The organism is Streptomyces lanatus (genome assembly GCF_014655715.1).
GTDB lineage: Bacteria > Actinomycetota > Actinomycetes > Streptomycetales > Streptomycetaceae > Streptomyces > Streptomyces lanatus.
Genome location: NZ_BNBM01000007.1, coordinates 273016 through 287263, shown reverse-complemented (window position 1 = coordinate 287263; position 14248 = coordinate 273016). Strand labels below are relative to the sequence as shown.

Sequence of the window (14248 nt, the reverse complement as noted above, 5' to 3'; positions counted from 1 at the left end):
GCCTCGAAGCATGGCCACCCTGTGGGACCTCATGCAGGACTGCATCCCCGACGACCACGCCCGGCAGGTCACCTCGCGCTACTACGTCGACGAGGTGATGGCCGCCCCGGGCGCGCCCGGCCTGGTCGTCGACCTGGGGTGCGGCCGCGGCACCTCGGCCGCGCTGTTCCGCAGGCACGCCCCCGAGGTGCGGTGGGTCGGCGTCGACATCCGTGACTCACCGGAGGCCGGCCAGCGCACCCCCGGCGGTGATCCGGTGGTGCACTACGACGGCGTGCACCTCCCGCTCGGCTCGGGCTCGACCCCGCTGGTCTACTCCCACCAGGTCTTCGAACATGTGGCCCGTCCGCGCGAACTCCTCGCGGAGATCGCCCGGGTGCTGGCACCCGGCGGCCATTTCATCGGATCTACATCCCAGTTCGAGCCGTACCACTCCTTCAGCCTGTGGAACTACACGCCGTACGGGTTCCGGGTGCTGGTCGAGGAGGCGGGACTGGCGCTGGAGGAGATCCGGCCCTCGCTGGACGGGGTGGCGCTGATCATGCGCAGTTATCTCGGCCGGCCACCGGAGTACAGCCGCTACTGGGACGAACAGTCCCCGCTCAACACCGAGATCGACCAGTGGGCGAGCGACGGCCGCCGCAGAACCGCCCTGGTGAACCTGCGGAAACTGACGTACTGCGGCCAGTTCGCGTTCCGCGTGCGCAAAACGGCACACGGCTAGGACAGTCCGGGTGTTCGGGCTGCCGCACACCATCATCCCGGTGCAGGATCACGAAACTCGGCGCGCCACGGGATTATTTGGAGCATTTCCTACTTAATCTCCCTTCGTCGCATCCACCCACTCCACCGGAGATGACATGCACAAGCTTCGCAAGGCGGCCGTCCTGGTCGCCGCTCTCGGCACCGTCGGACTCGTCGGCGCGGGCACCGCCCACGCCGACCAGGGCCCCGGGGGCAACAACTACAGCGTCACGCAGAGCACCCAGTGCAAGTCGCACGACCTGAACCTCGACATCCTCGGCGTCGTCGGCATCCTCAACGGCGTGCTCGGCAACGGCCTCAACGGCGAGGGCAACTCGGGCGCCCAGAGCAACCACCTCGGTTCGACGATGGGCTGCAGCAACACCGCGTTCTAGTAGCGGGCGACGGGCGGTCGGCGCATGGCCGGCCGCCCGTCGCGGTGTCAGCCGGCGTGCAGCATCAGCCCGATGCCCACCACCAGCAGCGCCGCCGCGGCGATCCGGCCCACGCCGAAGCGCTCCTTGAAGAACACCGCCCCGATCGCGGCCCCCACGATGATCGACGATTCCCGCAGCGCGGCGATCGGCGCCAGCTCCGCCTTCGTCTGGGCCCACAGCACCAGCGCGTACGCGGCCACGGACAGCGCGGCACCCAGCAGTCCCAGCCCGGCGAACGGCCGTAGCACGGTGAGCGTGTCGCCCCGCCAGCGCCGGATCGCGTACAGCGGGATGACGAGGCCCTCGATCACCATCAGCCAGGCGATGTACCCGAGGGACGACCCGGAGGCCCGGACGCCGAGCCCGTCCAGGACGGTGTACACCGCGATGCTCAGCCCCGTCGCCAACGCGGCGCCGATCGCCGCCCAGTTGGGCCGGCGCCCGCGCAGCCCCCACAGCGCTACGCCGGTGAGTCCCGCGCAGGACAGGGCGATACCGGCGGCCGCCCAGCCGTCCGGCACCTCGTGCGCGAACACGGCGGCGAGCAGCGCGACCACCAGCGGAGCGGTGCCGCGCGCGATGGGGTAGGCCTGGCCGAAGTCGCCCAGCCTGAACGACCTCATCAGCAGGGCGAAGTAGACGATGTGGACGAACCCGGAGGCCAGCAGATACGGCCATGCCTCCGCCGCCGGGAACGCCCCGAAGGGAATCAGCGCCAGCCCGATCAGCACCCCGCCGCCCGCGATGAGCGTGAACCCCACCAGTTTGTCGGTGATCTTGTGGGCGATCGCGTTCCAGCCGGCGTGGGTGACGGCCGCGAGCAGGACGGCCGCGGTGACCAGCGGGGTCACGGAGTCTGCTCGCGCACGTCCACGAGGGTGGCACCGGCGTACGCGACAAGAGCCTTCGGCTCCATGGGGAAGACGGCGTGCGGATTGCCGGCGGCGGCCCACACCACGTCGTGCTCCAGCAGCGAGCGGTCGGCGAGCACCCGCGTCCGTGTCAGATGCCCGAAGGGCGGAACTCCCCCGATGGCATAGCCCGTCGTCTCCCGTACGACGTCCGCCTTGGCCCGGGTGACCTTCTCGGCCCCGAGCTCCTGACGCACCCGCTCGACGTCGACCCGCGAGGCCCCGTCCATGAGCACCAGCACGGGCACCCCGTCGGCGGCGAAGATCAGCGACTTGCAGATCTGGCTCAGTTCGCAGCCGATCGCGGCGGCGGCCTCGACGGCGGTACGGGTCGCTTCCGGGAAGCCGCGGATCCGCGTGTGCAGTTCGCCGAGCCCCAGCTCTTCGAGGGCGGCGGCGAAACGGGGGTGGGCTGCTGCTGTCGTCATGCAGGGCACGCTAGCGGTGCGTGCATCGGCCATGCGACCGGAATATCCGGGAGTGGCACGCCCCGGACACGAGGAAGGCCGGTGAGGGCGCCCCGTCCCCACGGAGCCCTCACCGGCCGGTCACTTCAAGGAGGTCAGACGCGTACCAGCTCCCGGTCCCCGTCCTTGTCCTTGTCGGACTGCGTGCGCAGGCCCTCGCCCTCGACATCCACGTTCGGCAGGGCGCGGTCCAGCCACTTCGGGAGCCACCAGGCCTTCTTGCCGAGGAGCGCCAGGACGGCCGGGACGATCGCCATGCGGACGACGAACGCGTCGAAGAAGACCGCGATCGCAAGCCCGAAGCCGATCATCTTGACCATCGACTCGGACGAGCCGATGAAGCCCGCGAAGACCGCCATCATGATCACGGCCGCGGCGGTGACGACCCGCGCACCGTGCTTGAACCCGGTCACCACCGCCTGATTCGGCTTCTCGCCGTGGACGTACGCCTCGCGCATCCGCGTCACGAGGAACACCTCGTAGTCCATGGCCAGTCCGAAGACCACGCCGACCATGAAGATCGGCATCATCGACATGACCGGGCCGGTCTCCTCGACGCCCATGAGGCCCGCGAACCAGCCCCACTGGAAGACCGCGACCACCGCGCCGAGCGCCGCCATCACGCTCAGCAGGAAGCCGAGCGCCGCCTTCAGCGGGACCAGGATCGAGCGGAAGACCACGATCAGCAGCAGGAACGCCAGGCCCACGACCAGCGCCAGGTATGGGATCAGCGCGTCGTTGAGCTTCTCGGAGACGTCGATGTTCATCGCCGTCGAGCCCGTGACCAGCACGGTCGCGTCCGTGTCGGCCTTCACCTCCGCGCCCTTGTCGCGGATGGAGTGGACCAGGTCCTCGGTGGTCACCGACGACGGCTTCGACTTCGGGATCACGGTGATCGTCGCGGTGTCGCCCGCCTTGTTGGGGGCGGCCGGTGTCACCGTGACGACGTTCTTGATGTCCTTGATGTCGTCGCCGACCTGCTTGAAGGCGGCATCCGGGTCGGCGCTCCCCTTCGCGTCGACCACGACCATCAGCGGGCCGTTGAAGCCGGGCCCGAACCCGTCGGACAGGAGGTCGTACGCGCGTCGCTGGGTCGTGGACGTCGGCTGTGAACCGTCGTCGGGCAGGCCCAGTTCGAGGGAGCTCGCGGGGATGGCCGCGGCGCCGAGGCCGACGATGCCGAGGAGGAGAACGGCGACCGGGCGACGTACGACGAAGCTGGCCCAGCGGGTGCCCATGTTCGGCTTGCCGGACTCCGCCTTACGCTCGGCGCGCTTGCCGCCCATCCAGCGGCTCTTCTTGCCGGCGGGCTGCACCTTCTTGCCCGCGTACCCGAGCAGCGCCGGGATCATCGTCAGCGCGATCAGCACCGCGATCACGACCGTGCCGGCCGCGGCGATGCCCATCTTGGTCAGCATCGGGATGTTGACTACGGACAGCCCCACCAGCGCGATCACGACGGTCAGGCCCGCGAAGACCACCGCGGAGCCCGCGGTGCCGACCGCCCGGCCTGCGGCCTCCTCGCGTTCACGGCCCTCGGCGAGCTCGGCGCGATAGCGGGAGACGATGAACAGGGCGTAGTCGATGCCGACCGCGAGGCCGATCATCATCGCCAGGGTGGAGGTGGTGGAGCCCAGCTCCAGGGCGCTGGCGAGGGCGGTGATGGTGGAGATGCCGATGCCCACGCCGATCAGGGCGGTCAGCAGCGGCAGCCCCGCCGCGATCAGCGAGCCGAAGGTGATGACCAGGACGACCGCGGCCACGGCGATGCCGATGACCTCCGTCGCGCCGGTCTCCGGCGTGGTCTGGAGCGCGTCACCGCCGATCTCCACGGTCAGCCCGGAGTCCCGCGCGTCCTGCCCGGCGTCCTCAAGGGCCTCGCGCGAGGAGTCCTTGAGCTCCATGCCGGAGACCTCGTACTTCACCGAGGCGTAGGCGATGGTGCCGTCCTTGCTGACGGCGTTGGCCTTGTACGGGTCGGCGACGGAGGTCACCTCGGAGCCGTCGGCCAGCTCCTTGACGGTGTCCTCGACGGTCGCTTTGTTGCCGGCGTCGGTCATCTTCTCCCCGTGCGGCGCTTTGAAGACGACCCGGGCGGTGGCGCCGTCGGCACTCATGCCGGGGAAGCGCTGTTCCAGCAGGTCGAAGGCCTTCTGCGCCTCTGTGCCGGGGATCGAGAAGGACGTGGAGCCCGCGGCGGGCGCACTGGCCGCGCCGACCCCGGCGAGGGTGAGCAGCGCGACCCATATCAGGGCGACGAAGTGTCGTCGCCGGAAGGCGAGCCGGCCGAGTTTGTACAGGAACGTGGCCACGAGGGCGTCTCCCGGTCAGGTCGTGGGTTATTTCTGGGCAGGTGTGATCAGCCCGACGACGTGAGCGGATACGTCAGGTGGAGGGCTTGCTGGGGAGGGGCTCGTCAGCTGGCGGGATGTGTCAGTTGACGGGCACGCCGAGGGCGGGGAGGACCACGGCGTCGATGTACGACATCAGGAACGCTTGCGTCGGCGGCTGGTCGTCGATCAGCGTGCGCGTGGCGAACGCGCCGACGAGCATGTGCACGATGTAGCCGAGGGCGGGAGAGTCGGCGCGGACCTCACCGCGGTCGACGGCCCGCTGGACCACCCGGTTGAACTCCTCCATCTCCGGCTCGACCAGCAGTTCCTTGAACGCGGCGAGGAGTTCCGGATTGCCGTGCACCGCCATGAACAGACCCCGCATCAGCGCGGCGTTCTGCTGCATGGCGCAGTCGTCCTCACGCGAGGTGAGGGTGTGCAGGTCGCCCCGCAGGGACCCGGTGTCGATATCGGCGATGCTGCCCGGCTTGTTGTGCCGGATCGCCTTCGCCACCAGCTCCGGCTTGCCGCCCCACTGGCGGTAGAGCGTCGCCTTGCTGGACCGGGTGCGGGCCGCCACGGCGTCCATGGTGAGGGCGTCGTAGCCGACCTCCCGGAGCAGGTCGAGCACGGCCTCGTACAGCTCGGCCTCGCGCTCCGGGGTGATGCGGCTGCGACGTGCGGTTGCGACCTCGGCCACCGTTCTCACCTTCCCACTCCGAACGACACGGTTTCGTACACGACGAATGTAGCGCACCCGCCAGCGAAACGAAACGGTTTCGTTCGTGTCGTGAATCACGTCGGCCCTTATGTCATAAGTTGCTCAGGTCCGTCCCCGGGAAAAGCATGGGGAGGTGACCTATCTGCGCCTGCCGCACCTCCATGACGACCTGCTCTGCTTCGTGGCCGAGGACGACCTGTGGCTGGCCCCCCTCGACGGCCCGGCCCGCGCCTGGCGGCTCACCGTGGACCGCACCAAGACCGGCCACCCCCGCTTCTCCCCCGACGGCACGCACATCGCGTACACGAGCTGGCGCAGCCTGGTCCCCGAGATCCATCTGGTCCCGGTCGACGGCGGCCCCGGCCGGCAGCTCACCCACTGGGGCTCGGCGGACACCCAGGTGTGCGGCTGGACCCCGGAAGGGGTGATCCTCGCCGTCGCCTCGCACGGCGAGCCCTTCTCCCACCACACCTTCGCCTACAAGGTCCGCCCCGACGGCGACCCCGGCCGCAAGCTCCCCTGGGGACCCTGCTCCGACATCCAGGTCGCCGACCTCGACGGCGAACGCAAGACCCTGCTCCTGACCGGCACCCCGCCGCACGAACCGGTTTCCTGGAAGCGCTACCGGGGCGGTGCCATGGGCCGCCTGTGGCTGCACGGCGAGCGCCTGCTCGCGGACATCGGCGGCCATCTCGCCTCCCCCCTGTTCGTCGGCGGCCGTATCGCCTTCCTCTCCGACCACGAGGGCGTCGGCAACCTCTACTCCTGCGCCTACGACGGCTCCGACCTGCGTCGGCACACCGACCACGACGCCTTCTACGCCCGGCACGCGGCGAGCGACGGCACGCGGGTGGTGTACCAGTGCGCGGGCGACCTGTGGATCGTGGACGACCTCGCCGCCGGCTCCGAGCCGCGCAGGCTCGCGGTGCGGTTGAGCGGGCCGCGCGCGGGCCGCCGTACCTATCAGGTGCCCGCCGCCCAGCACGTCGACGGCGTCTCCGTCGACGAGACGGGCCGCGCGAGCGCCGTGGTCGTACGCGGCAGCCTGTACTGGCTGACCCACCGGGACGGCCCGGCCCGCACCATCACCGACACCCCGGGGGTACGGGTCCGGCTCCCGGAGATGCTCGGCTCGGTCGGCCAGGTCGCGTATGTGACGGACGCGGAGGGCGAGGACGCGATCGAGATCGCCTATCTGCCCCGGGCGACCGGCGACCGTGAGCCGCGCCGACTGGCCTCCGGCGAGGTGGGCCGGGTCCTGGAGATGGTCGCCGACCCCAAGGGCGAGCGCCTCGCCCTCGCCGCGCACGACGGACGGCTCCTCCTGCTCGACGCCACGGAGGACTCCAACGGCGAGGTGACCGAGCTGATCCGGTCGATCAACGGCCCGGTCCGCGACCTGGCATTCTCCCCGGACGGCACCTGGCTGACCTGGTCGCACCCCGGGATCGGCCGCTCGCTCCGCCAGATCAAGCTGGCCCGCATAAAGGACCGCCTGATCGTCGACGTCACCAACGGCCGCTTCGAGGACGAGAACCCGGTGTTCACCCGGGACGGCCGCTTCCTCGCCTTCCTGTCCTGGCGGGGCTTCGACCCGGTGTACGACGTCCACACCGGCGACCTGTCCTTCCCGCTCGGCTGCCGCCCCTACCTGGTCCCCCTGTCCTCGGCGACCCCCAGCCCCTTCGCCCTGAACCCCGAGGGCCGCCCGGCCGCCGGGGGCCTGGACCCGGTGGAGGACGACGAGGGCGACGGCGGCGGCGCGACGACCGTCGAGATCGAAGGGCTCGAAAGCCGGGTCACCCCCTTCCCGGTCGCCGCCTCCAAGTACTCGGCGCTATGCCCGGTCTCCGGCGGCGGGCTGGTCTGGCTGCGCTGGCCGATCTCGGGGGCGCTGGGCGAGACGTTCGCCAACCCGGCGGACATGACCGGTCGGCCGACCCTCGAACACTTCAACATCAGCAAGGCGAAGAAGTCCGAACTCGTCGACCACCTCGACTGGTTCACGGTCAGCGGCGACGGCACCCGCCTGGTCCTGCTCGACGAGGGCGACCTGCGCGCCGTCCCCGCCACCGAGTCCGGCGACAGCGACACGACGGTGTGGATCGACGCCCGCCGCATCCTGCACGAGGTCGATCCGGCGGCCGAGTGGCGCCAGTCCTACGAGGAGGCGGGCCGGCTGATCCGGGCGTACTTCTGGGAGCCGGGCATGTGCGGCATCGACTGGGACGCGGTCCTCGACCAGTACCGCCCGCTGGTCGACCGGGTCGCCTCCCCCGACGACTTCGCCGACCTCCTGCGCGAGGTGCTCGGCGAACTGGGCACCTCCCACGCCTATGTCACCGCCGCCCGCCGCAACGAGGGCCCACCGCACTACCAGCGCTGGCAGGGCCTGCTCGGCGCCAACTTCGTACGCCGCGACGAGGGCTGGACGGTCAAGCGCATCCTGCCCGGCGACTCCTCCGACTCCAAGGCCCGCTCCCCGCTGGCCGGCACCGGCATCCGCGAGGGCGCGGTCCTCACCCATGTCGACGGCCGCCCCGTGGACCCCGACACCGGCCCCTACCCGCTGCTCGCCGGCGCCGGCGGCACCACGGTGGAGCTGACGTTCACCCCGGCCGAGGGCGAGGCGGGCCGGGCACGCCGCGTGGCCGTCGTCCCCCTCATCGACGAACGCCCCCTGCGCTACCAGGACTGGGTCGCCAAACGCCGCGCCGTCGTACGGGACTTGAGCGGCGGCCGCTGCGGCTATCTGCACATCCCGGACATGGGCGGCTCGGGCTGGGCCCAGTTCAACCGGGATCTGCGGATGGAGATGTCCCGCCCCGCGCTGATCGTCGACGTGCGCGGCAACGCGGGCGGCCACATCAGCGAACTCGTCGTGGAGAAACTGACCCGCACCATCCTCGGCTGGGACCTGACGAGAAACGCCCAGCCCGTGTCGTACGCCTCCAACGCCCCGAGAGGCCCCGTGGTCGCCCTGGCCGACGAGGCGACCTCCTCGGACGGCGACATGATCACGGCAGCCTTCAAGCTGCTGAAGCTCGGCCCCGTCGTCGGCCAGCGCACCTGGGGCGGAGTCGTCGGCATGACCGGCCGCCACCGCCTCGGCGACGGCACGGTGATCACGGTCCCGATGAACGCGGCCTGGTTCGACGCGTACGGCTGGGGCGTGGAGAACAGAGGCGTGACCCCTGACGTCGAGGTCCTGCGCACGCCACTGGACTGGGCGGAGGGGAGACATGCGCAGCTGACGGATGCGGTGGAGCTGGCGTTGGAGCTGCTGGAGACCAATCCACCGGCGACGCCGCCGGATTACGCACACGTACCCGACCGATCGAGACCAAAGTTGCCGCCGCGCCATTGAGGAGCAGCAAAAATCGTGGGGCACCCCCAAAACCAGGGGGCACCCCACAATTCAGCGCACCGATGGACTACCGGTCGTAGTCCTGATCGAACCGCTCCTCGTCCTCACGCTGCCGCATCCGCTCGGACTCCTCGTCCCGCTGCGGACGCTGCGGTCGGCCCCGCTCCTGCTGGCCGTGCTGCCCGGGCTCGCGCCCCTGCTCACGCCCCGACTGGCGCCCCTGCTCGCGCTCACGCTGACGCAGCTGCTCGGACTTCTCCTTGAACTGGTCCTTCATGCCCATGTGGGTTCACTCCCGTACTGGGTGGGGGATTGGCCCCTCGCTGGGGCCTCGACCAGATTCACACGGGCGATAACCCCTCGCATGTCGATCAGTTACGCCGCGTAGCCCTCGCCTGCTCATCGGCGGAGCCCCCCGCTCCGACCAGCCCCGTCCGCATCCCCTCCAGCCGGTCCGCGAACCGCCGCATCTCCCGCTGGCCCACGGTCCCGATGACCGCCGGCAGATACCCGCGCACCCCCTGCGTCCCGCGCAGCCACCACTGCGCGTACACATGGCTCGACCGCCGCTCGATGCCGGCCACGATCCGGTCGACCGCCGGCCCCAGCGGATACGTCTTGTTGGACGGCCACGGCAGCCGTTGCCTCAACTCCCGCATGACATCGTCCTGATCGGCCCCGCGCACCATGTCGGTGTCGGTCCAGGACAGATAGCCGACGCCGACCCGCACGCCCTTGTGGCCGACCTCGGCGCGCAGGCTGTGCGCATACGCCTCGACGCCGGACTTGGACGCGCAGTACGCGGTCATCATCGGCGCCGGAGTGATCGCGGCGAGCGAGGCGATCTGCAGCAGATAGCCCCGGCTCTCCATCAGCACGGGCAGGAACGCCCGCCCCGTCACGGCCGAGCCGATGAGGTTGACCTCGATGACCCGCCGCCACGCGTCCGGATCGGAATCGACGAACGGACCGCCGCTCGCGACACCGGCGTTGGCGACGACGATGTCGACCTTCCCGAATCGTTCCTTCACCTCCTGCGCCACGCGGGCCATCGCCTCATGGTCCGTCACATCGGCGTACCAGTGGTCGCTGTCGCCGTGCAGCCGTGCGGAGACCGCCTTCAGGGCGTCCGGCTCAAGCCCGACGAGCGCCACGCTCGCCCCGCGCGCGGAGAGCTTGCGAGCCAGCAGCTCACCGACGCCGCGCGCCGCGCCCGTGACGACGGCGACCTGTCCTTCGAGGCTCACCTTGCTCATGCGCCCTCCTTCACCTGCGGGTAGGTCGTGACGAGTTGCCGTATCTTCGCGGTCACCAGCTCGGGCGCCTCGATCGGCGTCATATGGCCGAGGCCGGGCAGTTCGGTGACGCCGAGGCAGTGGGGCAGCGCGGCGGCCAGCGAGCGCGCGTGCACGGGCGGGGTCAGCCGGTCGGCCGTGCCGACGACGACCTCGGTGGGCACGGCCAACTCCCGTACTCCATGGTCGAGATCGAGCAGATCGAGCACCTGCGACCAGGCATACCGCACCTTGCGCGGGCAGGCGTGCACGATCCGCGCGCAGGCCTCGACCATCTGCGGGGCCGAACCGGGGCCCATAGTGCCGTACTTGAGAATGGCTCGGGCGATCGGTGTGACCGGCCCGAGCGGGGCCCGGGAGCCGAGGACGCGCTTGGTCAGCGCGGTGCGCAGCCGGCCGGCCCGGAGGGGTAGGACCGTCGACTCGGCGACCAGCCGCGAGGCGCCGGTGCTGCACAGCAGGACGGCGGCGGCGTGTTCGCGGAAGCCGGGCCGCGCGGCGGCGGCCATCACCGTCATGCCGCCCATGGAGTGCCCGGCGATCACCGCCTTCTCGCCGGGTGCGAGCGTCGCCTCCAGTACGGCTTCGAGGTCGTCGGCGAGGGCTTCGGTGCCGCAGGCCGGGCTCGCGGGGCTGCGTCCGTGGCCGCGCTGGTCGTAGGCGATGACCCGGTGGTCGACGGCGAGTTCGCGTATCTGCGCGGCCCAGAAGGCGGTCGAGCAGGTCCAGCCATGTGCGAGGACGACAGCGGGGGCGTCCGCCGGGCCGTGCACCTCGACATGCAGCCGGGCGCCGTCGGCGGAGACGGCCGTCAGTTCACGGGCGGGGACGGGTGGGGCGTACGGCCCGGAGGCGACGTTCATGATGCGGCTCACGCGGTCACCTCCGCGGTGGTCTTGACGGCGGCCCGGACGGCGGCGTACTCGGCGAGATCGACGCGCCGCGTGGCCCGCCGGAACTCGGTGGTCGTGCCCGGCCAGATGGTCGTGTTGCGCCCGGCGGCATCCAGGTACCAGCTGGTGCACCCGCCCGTGTTCCACACCGTCCGCTTCATCCGCTCCTGCACCCTCCGGTTCCAGGCGTGCACGGCACTGGGCCGCGCGTCGAGGGCGACGCGACCGCCGAGCACGTTCAACTGCCGTACGAAGTCGGCCATGTAGTTCAGCTGGGACTCGATCATCAGGATCATGGAGGAGTTCCCGAGGCCGGTGTTGGGCCCGATGATGGTCATCCAGTTCGGGAACCCGGCGGCGGAGGCGCCCCGCAGGGCTTCCATCCCGCCCTTCCAGGCCTCGGCGAGGGTCTTGCCCTCCGCCCCCACCACCCGGTCGGCGATGGGCATGTCGGTGACATGGAACCCGGTCCCGAAGATGATCGCGTCGACCTCGGCCGTGCTGCCGTCGGCGGCGACGACGGTCGAGCCCCTGATCTCGTCGAGCCCGCTCGCGACCACGTCCACATTGGGCCGGGCGAGCGCCGGGTAGTACTCGCTGCTCAGCAGGATCCGCTTGCAGCCGATGCGGTAGTCGGGGGTCAGCTTCGCCCGCAGCGCGGGATCCTTGATGGCCCGCCCCATGTTCCGCTTGGCCAGCTGCTCGACGAAGCCCAGCTCGTTCGGGTGCTTGGTGAACGCCTGCACCTGCAACTCCCGCATGCCCCACAGCAGCCCACGCCGCAGCCGGCTGGTGAAGGGCAGCGCCCGGTGCACGGAGCGTTCGGCGCCGCTGATGGCGCGGTCGACGCGGGGCATGACCCAGGGCGGGGTGCGCTGGAAGAGGGTGAGCCGCTCGACGTCGGGCTGGACGGCGGGCACGATCTGGATGGCGGAGGCCCCGGTCCCCACCATGGCGACGCGCTTGCCCCGCAGGTCGTAGTCGTGGTCCCAGCGGGCGGAGTGGAAGACCTTGCCGGGGAAGGAGTCGAGCCCCGGGATGTCCGGGATCTTCGGGTCGGAGAGCGGCCCGGTGGCGGAGACGACGAAGTCGGCCGACAGGCTCCCGCCGCTGGTCTCGATGTCCCAGCACAGCCGCTCACCGTTCCAGACCATCCGCTTCACCTCCGAGCCGAAGCGGATGTGCGGCCGCAGTCCGTAGACATCGGTGACGTGCTCCAGATAGGCGCGGATGTGCTCCTGCCCGGAGAAGGTGCGCGGCCAGTCGGGGTTGGGCGCGAAGGAGAACGAGTACAGATGGGACGGCACATCGCACGCACATCCCGGATAGCTGTTGTCCCGCCAGGTGCCGCCGACGCTGTCGGCCCGCTCCAGGACGACGAAGTCGGTGACGCCCTCGCGTCGCAGCCGTACGGCGGCCCCCAGCCCGCCGAATCCGGACCCGACCACCGCCACCCGCACATGCTTGTGTTCGGACATGCCACTGCCCTTCCCTGCACGACTCCGCCAGTGAACACTGGCGCAATGGGAGAGTAGAGCAGCACCGTACTGATGGGTAGAGAGCGAGACGAGGAAAGTTACCGGCGGTACAACATAGGGTTCGATCGTGACCGAGAAGCGTGAATACCGCATGGAGGAGCTCGCCCGCCTGGCCGGCATCACGGTGCGCACCCTGCGCTTCTACCGAGAACGCAAGCTGATCCCGCCCCCTCGCCGCGAGGGCCGTATCGCCTGGTACGACGACCACCACCTGGCCCGGCTGCGCACCATCGCGGCCCTCCTCGATCGCGGCCACACCCTCACCGGCATCGCGGAACTGGCCGAGGCCCTCGACCACGGCCGCGACGTCGCCGACGTCCTCGGCGTCACCCCGACCGAGGAGGAACCGGTCCGCCTCACCCCCGAGGAACTCGCCGCCCGCTTCGAGGGCCAGGTCACCACCGAGAACCTCGCCGCCGCCCTGGACCTCGGCTACCTCGGCACCGACGGCGACGAGATCGTCCACGTCAGCCGCCGCCTACTGGACGTCTCCTCGGCCCTGGTCCGCGAGGGCATCCCGCTCGCGGAGGTCCTGGCAGCCGGCAAGCGGGTCCGCGAACACGTCGACGAACTGGCCGACATGTTCGCCGACCTGGTCCTCCGCCACGCCGGCGAGGAGGACCTTCCCCGCCTGCGCCCGCTGGCGCGGAGCGTGGTGGAGGCGGAGCTTTCGCTGGCGCTGGACCGGCGGCTGCGCAAGCAGAACGACCAGGACTAACGCTCGTAGACCACCGTCACCGGCGCATGATCCGACCACCGCTCACCATGCGTGGCCGCCCGCTCGACATGCCCCTTGACCGCGCGTGCCGCGAGCCCCGGCGTCGACACGTGGTAGTCGATGCGCCAGCCGGTGTCGTTGTCGAAGGCCCGCCCCCGGTACGACCACCACGAGTACGGCCCCTCGACATCGGGATGCAGCGACCGCACGACGTCGACGTAACCGCCATCGGCCGGGTCGAGCACCTGGCCGAGCCAGTCCCGCTCCTCCGGCAGAAACCCGGAGTTCTTGGTGTTGCCGCGCCAGTTCTTCAGGTCGGCCTGCTGGTGGGCGATATTCCAGTCGCCGCAGACGAGGACCTCGCGGCCGTCGGCGGCGGCGCGCTCGCGGAGGTCCTTCAGATGGGCCAGGAACTCGCCCATGAAGCGCACCTTCTCGTCCTGCCGCTCGGTGCCGACCTCGCCGGAGGGGAGGTAGAGGGAGGCGACCGTCACACCGGGGAGGTCGGCCTCTACATAGCGTCCGCTGTCGTCGAACTCGCTCGATCCGAAGCCGACCTGGATGCGGTCGGGCTCGCGGCGGGTGTAGAGGGAGACGCCGGCGCGCCCCTTGGCGGCGGCGGGCGCGTGCACGACATGCCACCCGTCGGGCGTGCGCACATGCTCCGGCAGCTGCTGCGGCTCCGCGCGCACCTCCTGAAGGCACAGCACATCGGCATCGGTGCCGGCGAGCCACTCCACGAAACCCTTCTTCGCGGCGGCCCGCAGTCCATTTACATTCACGGAGGTCACAGTGAGCACTCAGGCACCCTACCGGGCACACTG

General features: G+C 70.6%; 13 protein-coding genes. 4 read left to right on the top strand and 9 right to left on the bottom strand.

From position 1 onward, the window contains the following. The first annotated feature begins 10 nt into the window (after positions 1–10). Both IE325_RS20970 and IE325_RS20965 read left to right on the top strand, forming a co-directional pair. Positions 11–724, top strand: a complete 714-nt coding sequence (locus IE325_RS20970; RefSeq protein ID WP_190071496.1) for a class I SAM-dependent methyltransferase — start codon at positions 11–13, stop codon at positions 722–724. 136 nt (positions 725–860) lie between these two features. Continuing rightward, the gene (locus IE325_RS20965; protein WP_190071495.1) at positions 861–1139 is read left to right on the top strand and encodes a hypothetical protein; all 279 of its coding nucleotides are present in this window, start codon (positions 861–863) and stop codon (positions 1137–1139) included. A gap of 47 nt (positions 1140–1186) precedes the next feature. Here the strand turns inward: IE325_RS20965 and IE325_RS20960 are convergent, their stop codons facing one another. The 4 genes from IE325_RS20960 to IE325_RS20945 form a co-directional block, all read right to left on the bottom strand. Then, positions 1187–2032, bottom strand: a complete 846-nt coding sequence (locus tag IE325_RS20960; RefSeq protein ID WP_190071494.1) for an EamA family transporter — start codon at positions 2030–2032, stop codon at positions 1187–1189. Then, positions 2029–2520 (bottom strand): YbaK/EbsC family protein, encoded by a 492-nt coding sequence (locus tag IE325_RS20955; RefSeq protein ID WP_190071493.1) that lies wholly within the window; start codon positions 2518–2520, stop codon positions 2029–2031. Before IE325_RS20955 ends, IE325_RS20960 begins: the two co-directional genes overlap by 4 nt. 134 nt (positions 2521–2654) lie before the next feature. Beyond that, positions 2655–4871 carry an MMPL family transporter gene (locus tag IE325_RS20950; RefSeq protein WP_190071492.1) on the bottom strand — a complete coding sequence of 739 codons (2217 nt, stop codon included), beginning with the start codon at positions 4869–4871 and terminating at the stop codon, positions 2655–2657. Positions 4872–4992: 121 nt separating this feature from the next. Further along, a complete protein-coding gene (locus tag IE325_RS20945; RefSeq protein WP_190071491.1) occupies positions 4993–5592 on the bottom strand; it encodes a TetR/AcrR family transcriptional regulator in 600 nt (199 codons plus the stop codon). A 154-nt stretch (positions 5593–5746) separates the two neighbouring features. Here IE325_RS20945 and IE325_RS20940 point away from each other — a divergent pair, with 154 nt between their 5' ends. After that, entirely contained in the window at positions 5747–8980 is a 3234-nt protein-coding gene (locus tag IE325_RS20940; protein ID WP_190071490.1) for a S41 family peptidase, read from the top strand. Between the two features lie 67 nt (positions 8981–9047). Here the strand turns inward: IE325_RS20940 and IE325_RS20935 are convergent, their stop codons facing one another. From IE325_RS20935 to IE325_RS20920, 4 genes are all read right to left on the bottom strand, one after another. Then, positions 9048–9263, bottom strand: a complete 216-nt coding sequence (locus tag IE325_RS20935; protein ID WP_190071489.1) for a hypothetical protein — start codon at positions 9261–9263, stop codon at positions 9048–9050. A gap of 88 nt (positions 9264–9351) precedes the next feature. Then, positions 9352–10236: an SDR family oxidoreductase gene (locus IE325_RS20930; RefSeq protein WP_190071488.1), complete on the bottom strand. Its 885-nt coding sequence runs from the start codon at positions 10234–10236 to the stop codon at positions 9352–9354. After that, a complete protein-coding gene (locus tag IE325_RS20925; RefSeq protein WP_190071487.1) occupies positions 10233–11150 on the bottom strand; it encodes an alpha/beta fold hydrolase in 918 nt (305 codons plus the stop codon). The genes IE325_RS20930 and IE325_RS20925 overlap by 4 nt, the downstream gene beginning before the upstream one ends. After that, on the bottom strand, positions 11147–12646 hold the full coding sequence (locus IE325_RS20920; protein ID WP_190071486.1) for a flavin-containing monooxygenase: 1500 nt from the start codon (positions 12644–12646) through the stop codon (positions 11147–11149). Before IE325_RS20920 ends, IE325_RS20925 begins: the two co-directional genes overlap by 4 nt. Before the next feature lie 151 nt (positions 12647–12797). Between IE325_RS20920 and IE325_RS20915 the strand changes: the two genes are divergently transcribed. Beyond that, positions 12798–13424: a MerR family transcriptional regulator gene (locus tag IE325_RS20915; protein ID WP_190071662.1), complete on the top strand. Its 627-nt coding sequence runs from the start codon at positions 12798–12800 to the stop codon at positions 13422–13424. Here the strand turns inward: IE325_RS20915 and IE325_RS20910 are convergent. Continuing rightward, complete coding sequence (locus tag IE325_RS20910; RefSeq protein WP_190071485.1) at positions 13421–14224, bottom strand: exodeoxyribonuclease III; 804 nt, start codon at positions 14222–14224, stop codon at positions 13421–13423. The genes IE325_RS20915 and IE325_RS20910 overlap by 4 nt on opposite strands. Positions 14225–14248 lie beyond the last annotated feature (24 nt).

Excerpts from the sequence above, each read along its gene's own strand:
- IE325_RS20920 (WP_190071486.1), bottom strand. The coding sequence starts at position 12,646 with ATGTCCGAACACAAGCATGTGCGGGTGGCGGTGGTCGGGTCCGGATTC.
- IE325_RS20930 (WP_190071488.1), bottom strand. The coding sequence starts at position 10,236 with ATGAGCAAGGTGAGCCTCGAAGGACAGGTCGCCGTCGTCACGGGCGCG.
- IE325_RS20955 (WP_190071493.1), bottom strand. The coding sequence starts at position 2,520 with ATGACGACAGCAGCAGCCCACCCCCGTTTCGCCGCCGCCCTCGAAGAG.
- IE325_RS20915 (WP_190071662.1), top strand. The coding sequence starts at position 12,798 with ATGGAGGAGCTCGCCCGCCTGGCCGGCATCACGGTGCGCACCCTGCGC.
- IE325_RS20970 (WP_190071496.1), top strand. The coding sequence starts at position 11 with ATGGCCACCCTGTGGGACCTCATGCAGGACTGCATCCCCGACGACCAC.
- IE325_RS20965 (WP_190071495.1), top strand. The coding sequence starts at position 861 with ATGCACAAGCTTCGCAAGGCGGCCGTCCTGGTCGCCGCTCTCGGCACC.
- IE325_RS20935 (WP_190071489.1), bottom strand. The coding sequence starts at position 9,263 with ATGGGCATGAAGGACCAGTTCAAGGAGAAGTCCGAGCAGCTGCGTCAG.